Origin of the sequence: Colwellia sp. MB02u-6, from assembly GCF_014077095.1 — a bacterium.
Taxonomy (GTDB): Bacteria; Pseudomonadota; Gammaproteobacteria; order Enterobacterales; family Alteromonadaceae; genus Cognaticolwellia.
The window spans coordinates 518,065-533,504 of record NZ_JACGVG010000027.1; the positions used below are offsets into that span (position 1 = coordinate 518,065).

At 40.6% G+C, this 15,440-nt stretch carries 11 protein-coding genes; 7 read left to right on the forward strand and 4 right to left on the reverse strand.

Annotation, left to right across the window (positions count from 1 at the left end):
* Position 1: 1 nt before the first annotated feature.
* The 4 genes from H4J46_RS04690 to H4J46_RS04705 all read left to right on the forward strand — a co-directional run bounded on the left by H4J46_RS04690 (position 2) and on the right by H4J46_RS04705 (position 3,038).
* Entirely contained in the window at positions 2-1,072 is a 1,071-nt protein-coding gene (locus H4J46_RS04690) for an NAD(P)-dependent alcohol dehydrogenase (RefSeq protein ID WP_182232518.1), read from the forward strand.
* A gap of 275 nt (positions 1,073-1,347) precedes the next feature.
* On the forward strand, positions 1,348-1,782 hold the full coding sequence (locus H4J46_RS04695) for a universal stress protein (protein ID WP_182232358.1): 435 nt from the start codon (positions 1,348-1,350) through the stop codon (positions 1,780-1,782).
* A 92-nt stretch (positions 1,783-1,874) separates the two neighbouring features.
* On the forward strand, positions 1,875-2,141 hold the full coding sequence (locus H4J46_RS04700; protein ID WP_182232359.1) for a hypothetical protein: 267 nt from the start codon (positions 1,875-1,877) through the stop codon (positions 2,139-2,141).
* Positions 2,142-2,321: 180 nt separating this feature from the next.
* The gene (locus tag H4J46_RS04705; protein ID WP_182232360.1) at positions 2,322-3,038 is read left to right on the forward strand and encodes an SGNH/GDSL hydrolase family protein; all 717 of its coding nucleotides are present in this window, start codon (positions 2,322-2,324) and stop codon (positions 3,036-3,038) included.
* Between the two features lie 253 nt (positions 3,039-3,291).
* Here H4J46_RS04705 and H4J46_RS17650 read toward each other — a convergent pair whose 3' ends face one another.
* A complete protein-coding gene (locus H4J46_RS17650; RefSeq protein ID WP_404851680.1) occupies positions 3,292-3,375 on the reverse strand; it encodes a hypothetical protein in 84 nt (27 codons plus the stop codon).
* A gap of 26 nt (positions 3,376-3,401) precedes the next feature.
* On the opposite strand from H4J46_RS17650, the gene H4J46_RS04715 reads away from it, so the two are divergent.
* The 3 genes from H4J46_RS04715 (at position 3,402) to H4J46_RS04725 (ending at position 14,327) form a co-directional block, all read left to right on the forward strand.
* Entirely contained in the window at positions 3,402-4,103 is a 702-nt protein-coding gene (locus H4J46_RS04715) for a Crp/Fnr family transcriptional regulator (protein WP_182232361.1), read from the forward strand.
* A gap of 727 nt (positions 4,104-4,830) precedes the next feature.
* Positions 4,831-5,811: a universal stress protein gene (locus H4J46_RS04720; protein WP_182232362.1), complete on the forward strand. Its 981-nt coding sequence runs from the start codon at positions 4,831-4,833 to the stop codon at positions 5,809-5,811.
* Positions 5,811-14,327 (forward strand): GH36-type glycosyl hydrolase domain-containing protein, encoded by an 8,517-nt coding sequence (locus H4J46_RS04725; protein ID WP_182232363.1) that lies wholly within the window; start codon positions 5,811-5,813, stop codon positions 14,325-14,327. Before H4J46_RS04720 ends, H4J46_RS04725 begins: the two co-directional genes overlap by 1 nt.
* A gap of 134 nt (positions 14,328-14,461) precedes the next feature.
* Here the strand turns inward: H4J46_RS04725 and H4J46_RS17095 are convergent, their stop codons facing one another.
* From H4J46_RS17095 to H4J46_RS04735, 3 genes are read right to left on the reverse strand one after another with little or no spacing between them, the layout of a single operon-like run.
* Positions 14,462-14,776, reverse strand: a complete 315-nt coding sequence (locus H4J46_RS17095) for a hypothetical protein (RefSeq protein ID WP_259365678.1) — start codon at positions 14,774-14,776, stop codon at positions 14,462-14,464.
* Positions 14,777-14,809: 33 nt separating this feature from the next.
* Positions 14,810-15,019, reverse strand: a complete 210-nt coding sequence (locus tag H4J46_RS17100; RefSeq protein ID WP_259365679.1) for a hypothetical protein — start codon at positions 15,017-15,019, stop codon at positions 14,810-14,812.
* Between the two features lie 52 nt (positions 15,020-15,071).
* Positions 15,072-15,320: a DUF211 domain-containing protein gene (locus tag H4J46_RS04735; RefSeq protein ID WP_182232519.1), complete on the reverse strand. Its 249-nt coding sequence runs from the start codon at positions 15,318-15,320 to the stop codon at positions 15,072-15,074.
* Between the last annotated feature and the right edge of the window lie 120 nt (positions 15,321-15,440).

The window sequence follows — 15,440 nt, forward strand, 5'->3', positions numbered from 1 at the left end:
GATGATGAAAGCGGCTATTTTTGTTGAGCCTGGTCGAATCGTTCTTGATGACAAACCTATACCCAATATTGGGCCTAACGATGCGTTAATAAGGGTAACTACAACCACAATATGTGGCACAGATATTCATATATTGAAGGGAGAATATCCAGTCGCCAGAGGCCTGACAATAGGCCATGAGCCGGTCGGGATAATAGAGAAGTTAGGCGCTAATGTTGCTGGTTATCAAGAAGGTCAGCGTGTTATTGCGGGTGCAATTTGCCCTAGCGGCTATTCCCACGCTTGCCTTGATGGACTTCATTCGCAAGATGGTGGCAGCTGCAGACATGGCCTAAAAGCACTTGGAGGCTGGCGTTTTGGCAATACCATTGACGGTGCTCAAGCTGAATTTTTATTGGTTCCAGATGCGATGGCAAATCTCGCGCTGGTACCTGATAATCTTACCGACGAGCAAGTGCTTATGTGCCCAGACATTATGTCTACCGGTTTTGCTGGAGCTGAATCAGGAAACATAAAAATTGGTGATAGTGTAGCTATATTCGCCCAAGGGCCGATCGGTTTATGTGCTACCGCAGGGGCTAGGTTGCGCGGTGCAACCACCATCATTGCAATAGAAACGGTACCACGGCGAATGGAAATGGCCAGACAGTTAGGGGCAAACTTTGTCATTGATTATCGAAAAACTGAACCCGTTAAAGAAATTATGCGCATTACCCAAGGGCGCGGTGTCGACGTGGCCATTGAGGCATTAGGGCTGCAGTCAACCTTTGAAAACTGCCTAAGAGCACTCAAGCCTGGAGGCACATTATCTAGCCTTGGCGTATATTCTGAGAATTTAATTATTCCCCTCGATGCTTTTCATGCCGGACTAGGTGACAATAAAATAATAACCTCTTTATGTCCTGGTGGAAAAGAGCGAATGCGTAGATTGATGAATGTGATCGAATCTGAGCGAATTGATCTCAAACCCTTAATTACTCATCATTATTCGCTTGATCAGATAGAAGACGCTTATGCGCTATTTGCCAATCAAAGTGATGGCGTGCTGAAAATTGCGATAACACCCAATTGAATGTTTTAAGGACGGCACACGACTGAAATGCTAGTAATATAAAGTCAATTAAAAAGGTTATATTATTAAGGTGATATATGTCAGTTAACCCTGATATAAGCTTATTTAAATACCCTTGTGGTCTAACATTTTAATAGTGTTATAAAACGGTTTTATCACACTCTTACAATCAAAATATAAGTGGCAAGTTAATAACAGATAGGTTTTTCAGTATAACGATTTTTGTTTTTTGACTTTTGGCTTGGTATTAGGTCTTAATAAATGAGGGTAATAGTATGGATAAACCTATGTATATTGTTGGCATCGATGGCAGTGAGTGGGCAAAAAGAGCGCTAGAACGAGCTATTTTATTAGCTGAGAAAACAGGTGCTAAGGTTAAGTTGGTACAAGTTATTAACCCGATCCTATCAGAGCCATTTGTTGTTGATGGCGGTATTGTACCGATGATAAAAAATGAAGACGAAAAAAAAATCGCCTTGAACATGCTGTCGTTTTTGCGTGATCAATATAAGCAATCAAATGTTCATTTGGACAGTGAAGTGCTAAGGGGAGACCCAGCTGAAATTTTACATGATAAAACCAAAACAGAACATGCCAATATGCTTTTTGTTGGCCGACGAGGACGTTCTCCTTTGTCTGAAATTATTGTTGGCAGTGTCTCTAATAAACTGGCTCACTCTATCGGCATACCTATCGTGCTAGTACCTTGAACAAGGTTTGGTGAAATTTTTCTTATCGTATCAATAAGGTGTTTTTATTGTGATTATTGCTACTAATTCAATCCTTTTGAGGTTAGCCAGGCTTGCGTTATTTATATGTTAACTCGGCTGATATTTATCATTTTATCCTTGGAGTGCATACCGCAGACTATGATCTTTATTTATTAATTGAGCATATTATGCAAAAACGTGATTATAACCGTTTATTGGTATTAACCAAGAAAGAAGCCAACAAAAATGCAACACGACAAGAATTACAGGAACTTGAAGCGCTAGAGTATAAGGTGATTGATCAACGCCATGGAAGTGAATTAGATGACACTTATGACGCTAAACTTTTTTTAAAGTAATTACCGCCACAACTATATGATTGCTCACTTTCACCTAAGCTCGTTAATAACATTATTAATGATGAAATGATGAAATGCTGAATATCATCTATTAGCAGCATAGGCAGTGACAGCATTTAATTCCCCGTTTATTGATAGTAATACACAAAGAGATAAAAAAACTCAGGGAGGGTGATTAATATGTTCCATCAAATAACAACCGTTTTGTTAATGCCGGTACTGATACCACAAGCTATTTTTATCAATAAAATGACAGTATCACTGCCAGAGCCAACAGGGGATCGTTTAGGTGTATGTGGTGTGGGTAATGAACTGAGATTACTTATCATTGGTGATTCAGCTGCGGTAGGTGTTGGTGTCGATGGACAAGAAGATGCTTTAGCCGGACAGCTATCATCATTACTTGGCCGTTCTTATAGTGTTAATTGGAAATTACTTGCAAAGACCGGGGCCACTGCTGAAGATGTACTGGTTATGTTACATAATCAACAAGAGCAAGTGTTTGATGTGGTACTTGTATCGATTGGTGTTAATGACGTAACGCATTTTACTCATTTAAGTCGATGGGAAAAGAGTATGAATGTGATGCTCAATATCCTAGTGTCAAAATTTTCAGTAAAAAAAATACTGCTATCAAATTTACCACCCATGCAAGAATTTACCACCTTTCCTTTACCTTTGCGTTGGTGGTGGGGTCAGCGTTCTAAGCAGTTAAATAACCGGCTCAGGGTTGTTGTTGAAAATTTTAGCGAATGTACTAACTTTGATATCGATGCACCTATTGAACCAAGGTACATTGCCAAGGACGGATTTCACCCATCAAAAGTAGCCTATCAAGCTTGGGCAAATCAGGCAGCTAAAACAATTACATCATCTTTAGATGACATCAAGGCGTAATAAATTAATTTGTTGATTATCTTATATAGGATCTGAATATTTGATGATGGTGTTAATCATATTTAAGGATATTGTTACACACGTTATTTTCTGCTTAAAACTTAGTTATCTTGTGATGCTTAATGGACTTATCTCAAACTGCTTAATGTTGAATTCGTCTACTTATTGTCATTGAAAATAAGGTCAGCGATCGCTATTTATACATAATTAACTTGGGCATAAGTAAATCAGGAGAATATATATTTCTTTAGAGTTAAATAATAAACTTTATATCAGGTTTCCCCTTATTACTAATTTTTATCCTTTGAATAATGATTAATGGTAGAGATAAATACATGAGCGTAAAACCTCTTAGGGAAAACCATGAAACACCTTAAATACGCGGAAGCAAGTAAATGTGAACGTTGTATTAGATACCAAAATTGCGTTGTCGCACAGTTATTAGGTAGTACGCCTTATATTAAAACTGTTAATTCATATTTACTGAGTGCTCATGAACACTTATATCATGCGGGTGATGAGCTGAGTGCACTTTATATAATTAAATCGGGGGCAATTAAAATTTATGTTACCCATAATGATGGTGATGAACAAATTCTAAACTTTTTAATTCCAGGCGATATCCTTGGGCTTGATGGTTTAGATACACAGCAATTTGGTTCGTCGGCTATTGCCTTACAAACCTCAGCTGTTTGTGCTATTCCATTACAACAGTTTAGAAACATACTTGCTGAGTTAGTACCGAGTTGGTTAATCAAGCTTGCCACCGATAATTTGAGCAAACAGGGGCGTAATATTTCTTTGTTAAATAAGAAAAAAGCTAAAGCACGGATAGCGGCATTTTTAATGGATATGGCTGATAACTACAAATCCCTTGGCTGTTCAGATAAAAACTTTGAATTAAGTATGTCTCGTGATGACATCGGTAATTATCTGGGGTTAGCATCAGAAACAGTCAGCAGAACATTGACTCAGTTACAACAAGAAGGCTCAGTAAAGATGGAACGGAGAAATGTAACGATTATAAATGCGTCGCATTTAAGTGAAATGGCTCAGCATCGTTAAGCACAATCAGATGATTATTGTAGAATCAGATGTTGGTCTCGGTTAAATAAATGCGTTGTCGTTGTGTTTATCGAAAGGGAAGCATAAAACGCTTTTTTATGCTCAACTGATATTTTTCAGGGTCTTCATAACTGTTGTTGTGATCTTATTATTTCGTGAAGTACGTCACTCGTTATTATTATCTCTGGGTGAATTGATCACCGATAATTTAACATAACGTTTAAATAGTTGAGCAATAAGTTAGCGTATGACGTTTATGGTCAATAAAGTTACTTTACATAGAGTAATATCAATACTCGCTGTTGAAATACTGGTCACGATTAGTGGAGAGAAATAGAGCTTGTATTAATTGGCTTAACAGGAGGATTTTTTTGACCCTGTAACAAAATCTGTGTAACTGCCTATTATTAAAACTCAGTATGGCAAGTGTTGTTTTAGCTTAATAATTAAGTGCAACTCATCAAGAGATTACATCAAAATGAATACAGTTTAAGACGTTATACTTCAGTTAACCTTTCTTGACCTGATTATTATCAGTTTAAAAAATTCCCTTCTTATTTATAGTCTACATAACACGCATTATTACTGCATTGGCGCATTTTCCCTATGCCGGAAATATAGCACTGAAAATGTTTAGCGTATTACAATGAATTCCTTTCGTATTTACGTTTAGCCCTAAAAAAGAGGATCAATAATTGTGTCCTCAACTATGAAGGAGATGTATATCATGCGTGATATTTTAATTTGCCTTGATGGATCCGCTATTTCTAAGCAGGCTATTCCTTATGCATTGGCGATAGCACATGCTTTTAAGGCAAATATCACCCTACTACATGTACTAGAATATTCAGACAATAATATTAAAACACCGGTTGACCCTTTTCTTTGGGCGCTACAAAAACAAGAAATAGAAATATATCTTGATGATATTATGTCAAATTTTCCAGCAAACACTAACATAGTTACTAGCCATATTGTTGAAGGTAAAGCGGCAGAAGAAATTAGTCATTGGATAAAAAAACACCCTGTTGATCTGGTCGTACTTTGCAGTCATGGTGCCAATGGTTATTCGCAGTGGCCATTAGCCAGTAATAGTCAAAAACTACTTTTTGGCAGCAAAGTATCAACATTATTGGTGCCAGCAAAAGAGCATCAATATCATCAAGAACAGCCCCTTCACTGTAAAAAAATATTGGTCCCCCTAGACGGCTCTGTTTGGGCAGAAAGTGTACTGCCTGTTGCACTAAGCATCGCCAAAGAGCAGCAGGCAGAAATACTATTAGCCCATGTTATACCTGAGTCTGGACTGACTCATATTATGCCATTTAACAATGATGAAATAGCATTAGAAAATAGTATTCAGCGACATAATGAAAAAGTTGCAGCCAATTACCTAGAGCAGGTGAGAAAACAATTATCATCGTTAACCACTTTAGATATCAGTTCGATACTGATCCCCAAACATGGCGTGTGTGACGAATTATTACAAGTGGTAGCCCAAGATGACATCGATATGGTGATTATGAACGCGCATGGTCGTTCTGCTAGAGCCGGGCGTTACCATGGTAATATTGCTATGGATTTTTTGGCAAATACTAAGGTGCCTGTTTTGTTGGTAAGAGGTATAACACCGCAAGATGATTTGCTCAGGCCAGGCAATACTTATCAATCTGAGTTAGAAGGACGTTATCCCCAGAGGGCTTATTAATGAAACCTCAGGATGAAATATCTAATGAAGTTTTGTTAGCGATAAAGGCACAGGAGTTGGCTAAAAGTCAAACTGTGTCGTATCGCCTGCCTGCTCAAATCCCTTTACTTAATGCACTGCCCAAAATACCTAAGTGGCTTGAGCAGGCAAAACTCTTGTTTAATACCCGTGATATTAATACTGCGAAAGTCGCTGAGTGGGTCTATGACAATGGCTATGTTGTTGACCGCGCAATTACTCAAATACAAATCGATATGCCAACAAGCTATTATCGGCTGTTACCGAGTCTACAAAATACCAGTAATCAGTCATTACCGCGTGCCTATTATCTGGCTAGTGGTTTATTAGCGGCCACAGGTATCCAACTGTCCTTAAATTTTTTGGTTAAGTTTGTTAAAGGCTATCAACAAGAAACGACGCTCAATATTTCTGAATTATGGGCCTTACCGACATTATTGCGTTTGGTTTGTATCCAATTAATCGTCGAAGCGGTAGATAATATAGTGCCTGAACTCACTGTGCCTTATTCGCGTGACGATATTAGCCAGCCTTTAATAGTTTCTCGTGATGAAATTGATTATTTAAGCCGAGCTATTCATTGTCTTTCAGTGATAGAAACAATCCCATGGCGTAAGTTCTTTGAGCAAGTGAGTGTGGTTGAGGAAAAGCTTCGCCATGAGCCGGCAGATATATATGAAAGCCTTGATTTTGACAGCCGTGATAGGTATTGCAAAGTTATTGAAAACTTAGCAAGGGCAACCGCCCATGATGAAGCTCATATTGCTGAGCGAGCGGTAGCATTAGCCTGTTGTGAAAGTGCCAATGGCGAACGTTACTCACATGTAGGTTATTGGCTGGTTGATGAAGGATTAATTACCTTAGAAAATGATTTAGGTTATCAGGTGTCTTGGTGGCAGCGTTTTCAGCGTTTTTGTGGCAAATTTTCCAGCGTATTATACTTATTAGCGCTAGCACTTTCTCTGATATTGGCTGAAGTTGTGGTTGTTGTTTATCTCTATCAAAACGAGGCTCAAGCCTTAACATATTTTGCGGTTTTGGCATTAACATTAATACCCACGTCGATGTTATCGATTGCTATTATTAATTGGTTGATTACCCTAATATGGCCAAGTCGAATTTTAAACAAGCTCGACTTTGATCAGCGTATAGACCCCCAATATAAAACGGCTGTTGTTATACCTAGCATGTTAAGTAGTCATAGTGATATTGACATATTACTCCAACAAATAGAGCTTCATTATTTGTCAAATAGCGATCCTGCACTGCGTTTTGTGTTGTTAACTGATTATCTTGACGCGCAAGTGCAGAATATTGCCAGTGATGCGGATTATCTTAATCGTGTTACTCAAGGTGTCAGAGCACTCAATAGTAAATACGGTGCTAGCAATACCGAGCCATTTCACTTATTACATCGAGAGCGACGTTATAATCGTAGTGAAAATTGCTGGATGGGCTGGGAGAGAAAACGCGGTAAATTAAGCGATTTCAATCATTTTCTTAGCGATAAAAACTGTGAAGCTATGTTTGTTCATGAGGGAGAGCCGCTAGGGCTGAATGATATTCGTTATGTGATCACCCTTGATAGTGATACACAGCTTTGTCGGGGTGCTGCGGCTAAGCTAATTGGTACCTTGGCGCATCCGCTGAACCGCGCAGTTTTTGATGATAAAACAAGCAAGATTCTTGCAGGTTATACCATTATTCAACCCCGTATTGAAATCGCTCCTACCATGCACCGCCACACTTGGTTTACTCGATTGGCCTCTGGCGATCGTGTTATTGATATATATACCCATGCCGTGTCTGATGTTTATCAAGATCTTTTTAGTACGGGCATTTTTGTTGGCAAAGGTATCTATGAGGTCGCTAGTTTTGAGCGCAGCCTCAAGCAATGTATTCCGGAAAACACCATACTAAGTCATGATCTATTCGAGGGGATCTTAGGCCGAGTAGCACTGGCTTCTGACATTGTACTTTATGAAAATTTCCCTACAGGTTATTTCAGCTTTAGTCGTCGTTTACATCGGTGGATACGCGGAGATTGGCAGCTCATGCCATGGCTAGCCAATAGTGTATTTCAGGCTGATGGCACAAAGGTTAAAAACCGTTTGGGTGTGATTGAACGATGGAAAATAATCGACAATTTACGGCGCAGTCTTTTTGCGCCAACATTGCTTCTATGGCTTATGGCGGGTTGGCTATGGTTGCCAGGTAACGCCCTAGTTTGGACCGCAATGGCGCTACTTGCCCCTGTTGGACATAATTTTTGTCATTTCATGCTAGGGGTTGCACGTGCGACTAATTATAAAAGTTTGATCCATTCTTTTACCCTGCCACGTGAGGTAGCGGGTCGCTGGTTCTTGTTACTCATATTTCTGCCTTATGAAGCGATTATCGCCATAGATGCTATTGCTCGAACACTTTATAGGATGACGATTAGCCGGGGTAAAATGTTGGAATGGGTAACCGCGTCTGATACTGACAATCAGCTCAATGGTGGTGATACTCGATTGTTTTATTGGCGTGAAATGAGCACAAGTATACTGCTGACCTTATCGCTAGCTGCAGCCGTTGTTAGTGTTAATTTAGCCGTATTACCTGTTGCTGCACCCTTGTTATTTTTTTGGCTTATCGCACCAGAAATAGCCAGGGTACTAGGGCGTACACTATCGAGTGACAAAGAAAATTTAAGCGATGATGAGGTAATATTTTTACGCCGTTTGGCTCGACGAACTTGGCTATTTTTTGAGACTTTTGTTGGACCGTCTGATCATTGGTTACCGCCTGACAATTATCAAGAAGACCCGCATGGCACTGTTTCACATCGCACCTCTCCAACCAATATTGGCATGATGCTTTTGTCTAATGTCTCTGCTTGGGATTTTGGTTACCTTGGCCCAACAGATTTGGCTGCTCGTTTACTGGCCAGCATGAATACACTAACTAAACTTGAGCATTATCGTGGTCATATTTTCAACTGGTATGACACTAAAACATTAGAAGTACTCTCACCTCGTTACATTTCAATGGTCGATAGTGGTAATTTGGCAGCGGCTTTAATGACCCTTGAAAAAAGCTGCCAAGAAGTGCAAAACGCTGCCATATTTACCTCTTCACGTTGGGATGGTTTGATGGATAATATCGCCTTGATTGAAGAGTCTTTGGCGTTACTTAATACAGACAAACACTATGACTTTACCCTATTAGTAACATTAATAGCTGATATCCGTCATAAGGCTAATAAAGCCAAAAAAAATTCAGCGCTTTGGTGGTTAACCATACACGAACTTTGTCAAGATGACTGCGTTAATTTCGACCATGTTTTGGTGACAACACTGGCTAAAAAATCTTTGGTTTCAAGGGTTTCACAACTGCGAGATGTCCGTGTTTGGTTAGGGCGTTTACATCAACATCTACGTGATATGTTACGTGATATTGACCGCTTGTTACCTTGGTTGTCTGTGTTATTGCAAACCCTGCCAAAAACCTTGCACCAAGATTCAGGTAGTTACTACCAAGCAATAAGTGCTTTTAATCAAGTCTTAAAGCCAACGCTAAGCTTGGCTGAAGTACCTTTTGCTTGTGAGTCAGCACAAGCGATTATTGCCACTTTACGTGATGGCGAGCCGAGTCTTTGGCAAGAGGAACCTGCGAATGATTTTACCTTATGGCTTAATAGGCTGGCGGTTGCAGTAAGTGAATCCAAAAACAATGCTCAAACCCTACAAGTAGAATTAAATACTATTGCTACATTGGCGAGTAAAGAAGTATCGGCGATGGATTTTTGTTTACTCTATGATAAAGACGCTGCACTTTTTCATATTGGTTGGAATGCCACTACTGGAATTATGGATAACCACCATTACGACTTACTTGCATCAGAAGCGCGTTTGGGGAGTATTGTCGCGATAGGAAAGGGAGATGTGTCGATAAAACATTGGTTTGCTTTGGGGCGTTCTGTCACCAAAGTTGCTGGCCGGAGTGTTTTACTTTCTTGGGGAGGCACAATGTTTGAGTATTTGATGCCGCGGATATTACTGCGAAGTCACGCTGGAACTTTACTGGCTCAAAGTGAACAAGTTTCGGTAGATGAACAAATTAAATTAGCTAAAAAGCGCAATACCCCTTGGGGAATTTCTGAGTCTGGGTATGCTGCGGTTGATTTTCAACATAACTATCAATATCGTGCCTTTGGCGTACCCAGCTTAGGCTATAAGCGTGGTTTAGAGGAAGATACGGTTATTTCACCTTATTCTACCGCACTGGCATTAGCTATTTATCCACTTCGCGCCGTGCAAAACCTTAAAAAATTAACCAAACTCGGTATGATGAGCCTTTATGGTATGTATGAAGCGATTGATTACACCTCAGGACGAGTAGCTAAAAACCGACGTTTTTCTATTGTTCGTTCTCATATGGCGCATCATCAAGGTATGATATTAACCGCGTTAGATAATGCGATATTTCATGATCAGGTTGCCCAGCGCTTTCAGTCGTGTCCAATGGTGCAAACGGTAGAATTGCTCTTACATGAAAAAATACCGACAACCCATGCGCTTGAGTTTCCTATTGATGAAATAACCGAAGCGGAAATCAATCATGCACCCATGCATCAATTGCCACACTTACCCACTTGGAAACCTAAGCTGCATGGCGTTATTCCGCAGCTGCACACCTTAAGTAATGGTCGTTTCACTACCTTGCTGACCGACTCGGGATCAGGAGGTATATTATGGCGCCATAACGCTTTAACACGTTGGTCAGCGGATTCAACGCTCGATAATCAGGGTTTATGGATCTACATCCGTGACCTTGATAGTGGAGAAATTTGGTCTGCAGGTAGGCAACCAGTAAATAAACGTGCTGATAAATATGAAGTGGTATTCCATGCTCATATGGCAGAATTTAATCGCCGCGATAGAGGCATTAGCTTACGAATGGAAATCGGGGTTGCGGCAAATGATGATGTAGAAGTCAGACGATTAAGCTTTATAAATGAAACGGCCGCGTCAAGAAGGCTTCAAGTCAGCACCTATGCTGAGGTGGTCTTAACCCCAAGCGACGCGGATCAAAGTCATCCCGCTTTTAGCAAATTATTTGTTCACAGTGAATTAGCCAGCAACATGAATGCATTGATTTTTGAACGTCGTGCGCGCTCACCACAAGAAAAATCTCCCGCTATGATGCACCGATTACTGACTGATAGCGACGCGGTAAAGTTGGTTGGCTATGAGACTGACCGTGCTAAATTTATTGGTAGAAATGGCTCGATACAAAGTCCACAAGCGGTCACTGAGGGTGTTTCGCAAACTCTTGGTTGGACACTTGATATGGTTATGTCCCTACAGGTTAATGTTGAATTATCGCCTTATCATAGTGAATCTTTTGCCTTTGTTACTATTGCAGCCAGTTCGCGACAGGCATTGTTTGATGTTTGCCAATGTTATGAAGTTTATTCTGCCATTGATTTACTTTTTCATGATGCCTTATTTAAAGTCAGTAATGAGATGAAAACCTTTGATTATGCCGTTGCTTATTTACCCGAATTACAGCAATTATTGGCACTAATTATTTATCCAGTTGACCTATTACGCGCCAAAAATAAAGTGATCACGCATAATTTATTGGGCCAGTCAGCACTTTGGCCATTTGGTATCTCGGGTGATTTCCCCATTTTGTTATTGCGACTTGTTGATGAAACGAATGTAGCGTTATTACGACTGTTATTTTTTGCTTATCGACGTTGGCATCACCAAGGGATCAAGATTGATTTTGTGATATTACAAGCAGGTTCTTCTGGTTATGATGACAAGTTTGGTGCGCAAATACAGCAACTTATACATGAGTTAGACATTGAAACTTTAGTGGCGCAAAGGGCGGGTATTCATGTGCTTCATTCAGATCAAATCTCAGATCCGCAAACACATTTACTTGAGGCGAGTGCTCATGTCATTTTAGGAGCCCACTCTTCATTAAAAGAGCAGCTAGCGCTCGCTTATCGTCATACTGAACTCTTGCCTCCTTTTCTGGGAATGGTGGCTGCTGATGAAGTACTTCAGATACCACAACTACAGCGCCGCAAAGATTTGGCTTTTTTTAACGGCCTTGGTGGCTTTACTGACAAAGAATACATTATTTATCTTGAGGTAAATAAATCAACACCAGCACCTTGGTGTAACGTGTTAGCCAATGCTAATTTTGGCAGTATTGTCAGCGAAGTTGGTGGTGGTTATACCTGGGCTGGCAACAGTGGTGAAAATCGACTCACAACTTGGACGAATGATCCCGTTATTGACCAACCCAGTGAGGCGGTTTATTTACGTGATGAACAAACAGCACAAGTGTGGACAGTTACCCCAAAACCGGTAGGAACAGGTAACCCTTGTGAAGTCACCCATAGCTTGGGTTATAGTCGTTGGCGTAGCCATTGGCATCAATTAGAGCAAGAACTAAGCGTATTTGTCGCCCATGAAGACCCGATTAAAGTCACCCGTCTGCGCTTAAATAATACTAGCCGTGTCGCTCGACGCTTAACAGTTACTTATTATGCTGAACTCGTTAATGGGGTTAGTCGAGCCCATAGTGGTTCGCATATATTTACTGAATATTCAGCTGATGAGGGCGTGATTTTAGCTAAAAATCGTTGGAGTAGTGATTTCTCGACTAATGTAAGTTTTTTATTCGCTGATTATCCAGTGCATGCTTTCACCACAGACAGAGCTGAATTTATAGGTCGTGAAGGGCACTTCTCTAAGCCTGCCGCATTAGCTCGTTGGGGAATGAGTGGCAAAGTAGGAGCAACAGTTGACCCCTGCGCCGCTTTGCAAGTACATATTGATTTAGCTCCTGATGAAGAAGTCGATATTCACTTTATCTTTGGTCAAGGTAAAAATGATAATCATGTGCAACAACTCATCAAAAAATGGCGCTCTGCTGGTGTGATTAACCAAGATTGGACCTTAATGAAGGCACATTGGCAAAAGGTCTGTAATGCCATCAAGGTAGAAACACCGTCATTGTCTTTTAACTTAATGATGAATCAATGGCTTATCTATCAAACTTTAGCGTGTCGAATATTTGCGCGTTCAGGCTTTTATCAATCAAGCGGTGCTTATGGATTTCGCGATCAACTTCAGGACGTGATGGCGCTAGTAAGCATAGAGCCCACTTTGGCTCGAGCGTATATTCTTGAGTGCGCAGCACACCAATTTGACCGTGGTGATGTACTACATTGGTGGCATCCACCTTATAGTAGAGGTGTACGAACACATTGTTCTGATGATTTAATGTGGCTACCTTTTGTCACCTCATATTATGTTGAAACCAGTGGTGATAGTTCGATATTGCATGAGAAAGTCCCGTTTTTACTTGGAGAGCCTTTAACCACACAGGAAGCAGACCGATACAGTAAGTATGAAAGTTCAAGCGAAAGCTATTCGCTTTTTGAACATTGTCAACGGGCAATCGAACGTGGCACGGATTCATCTGGAGAGCATGGTTTGTTGCTAATCGGTACGGGTGATTGGAATGATGGCATGGACCGAGTGGGTGTTCGAGGTCGGGGTGAGAGCGTTTGGTTATGCTGGTTTGCTATTGCTGTGATTGATGCATTTACGGTTATATGCGATCAACAACAGCGAAATGATCTGTCTTTACAATGGCGTAAGAGAGCTAAAGATCTTTGCCGCGCTGTGGAAAATAATGGCTGGGATGGCGCCTGGTATCGACGAGCTTTCGATGATATGCAACTCCCTTGGGGCTCAAGTGAGTGTCAAGAATGTCGTATCGACTCTATTGCACAATCGTGGGCAACCCTCTGTGGTAAAGCTGATAAAACCCGGGCTAAGCAGGCATTGACCTCGGCTCAAAATGAATTAATTGATCAAGAGCATAAATTAGCTCGACTGCTATGGCCCCCGTTTGACGCAACCATGCGAGACCCTGGTTATATCAAGGCTTATCCTCCGGGCACTCGAGAAAATGGTGGACAATACTCGCATGCGGCTACTTGGTTAGGCTGGGCGTTGGCAAAAGACGGAGACGGAGACGGGGCAATGCAAATATTTAATATGCTCAACCCTATTGAGCGTTCTAGCACTGAACAAGCAATGACCACTTATCAAATAGAACCTTACGTAATGGCAGGAGATATAGCAACGGTTGTGCCTCATATTGGTCGCGGGGGGTGGTCTTGGTATACGGGCTCAGCGGCGTGGGCTTATCGCTTAGGAACTGAAGCCATTTTAGGGATACGTTATCGTGATAAATACCTGGTGATTGACCCTTGTATTCCTAAGTCATGGGGCAGTTATAGTGCTACGTTAACTCGAGAAAACGGCACTATTGAGCTCGCAGTGAAAGACCCTGAGGGAGTTGGCTGTGGTATCATTCAAATCAGCGTTAATGGCAAGGTAATAACCGGGCAGCAAGTCGCATTGCCGAATGATCATGAACGATTAACGGTTGAAGTACTATTGGGGAAAGAGACGAATTAAAGCAACTCATTAATTTTAAATAGACTAAGGCTGGAAGCGCATCCCTTATGGTTACTAGGTTGAAGTTACTTAGCGGGTAAACGCATAAGATACCGTCTCTTTTCTTGATGGATATTAGTCTGATTTTATTGAGATTATTTCTTACTAAACAGATAGATAAGAAAGATTGTTACTAAACTGATTAGCAAGGCTCTTAGACCACTTATTAACCAAGACACTCCGGAGACATAGCCTAGAAATATACCAAGAAAAAAAATTAACATCATCGCGACAATGCTGGCCATTAACAGAGGTGGGAAAATTAACGAAAATCCAGCGTCGGCCAACCATAACGGAGCAATAATTAATAATGATATGACCAAAGGTGCCAAACCGTTAACTAGCGCAAAAAAAATAGGTACCCAGCGTGCTGCTTGTCCATGAGCCGTATTTTCCATGTTAACTAACATAATGTTTTCAAGTTCCACTAACGTGCGTTTAAGCTATGCATGCTCACTGATATATGCGCTACTCAAACCACTAATTGCAAGCGCAATAGCAGCTCCTACACAAGCATTAATAGTGACGGTCAAACTGGTGGTAGAACCAAGACTAAAACCGACAATGATGCCAAGCATTGTTAGTGCACCATCGAAGCCGTTAACTACAAAGTACCGGCGTATAATGTCTTGCGAGTTAGTGATCTTCAACAATAACGCAACCTGTTTTAAAGTGCTAATCAAAATGCTATTCCAGATTCATCGGTTACTTTTGTTGAGTGTCGTTTTGTACTTCGACAAAATCGATACTGTGAACTGAGCCGCTTACTGAGGTAATAGCTGCACAAATTGCATCAAAATCAATATTTTTTGCCTCTATTACCACTTCAGTTGTGGCTGTTTCTTCATCCATTTCGATTACAGTTAACGTCACATGATAGTCTTCACCTACTAAAGCTAAAACTTGACAAAATTCTAGCGCATTGGGTTGGTGGGGTTTTAGAATATCGAGTATTAAACGTTTAACGCGAACCGTTAAACTAACTCCTAATGTTGACTATAATTATTCGTTATTTAATTTTTGGATGTCATCATTTATAACTATAGACTTATACATGACACTGTCAAATTATCA

Bases quoted from the DNA above. Each gene is read 5' to 3' on its own strand.
- H4J46_RS17650 (WP_404851680.1), bottom strand. From the start codon at position 3,375: ATGTATTTATCTCTACCATTAATCATTATTCAAAGGATAAAAATTAGT.
- H4J46_RS04720 (WP_182232362.1), top strand. From the start codon at position 4,831: ATGCGTGATATTTTAATTTGCCTTGATGGATCCGCTATTTCTAAGCAG.
- H4J46_RS17095 (WP_259365678.1), bottom strand. From the start codon at position 14,776: ATGTTAGTTAACATGGAAAATACGGCTCATGGACAAGCAGCACGCTGG.
- H4J46_RS04690 (WP_182232518.1), top strand. From the start codon at position 2: ATGATGAAAGCGGCTATTTTTGTTGAGCCTGGTCGAATCGTTCTTGAT.
- H4J46_RS04725 (WP_182232363.1), top strand. From the start codon at position 5,811: ATGAAACCTCAGGATGAAATATCTAATGAAGTTTTGTTAGCGATAAAG.
- H4J46_RS04705 (WP_182232360.1), top strand. From the start codon at position 2,322: ATGTTCCATCAAATAACAACCGTTTTGTTAATGCCGGTACTGATACCA.
- H4J46_RS04695 (WP_182232358.1), top strand. From the start codon at position 1,348: ATGGATAAACCTATGTATATTGTTGGCATCGATGGCAGTGAGTGGGCA.
- H4J46_RS04715 (WP_182232361.1), top strand. From the start codon at position 3,402: ATGAAACACCTTAAATACGCGGAAGCAAGTAAATGTGAACGTTGTATT.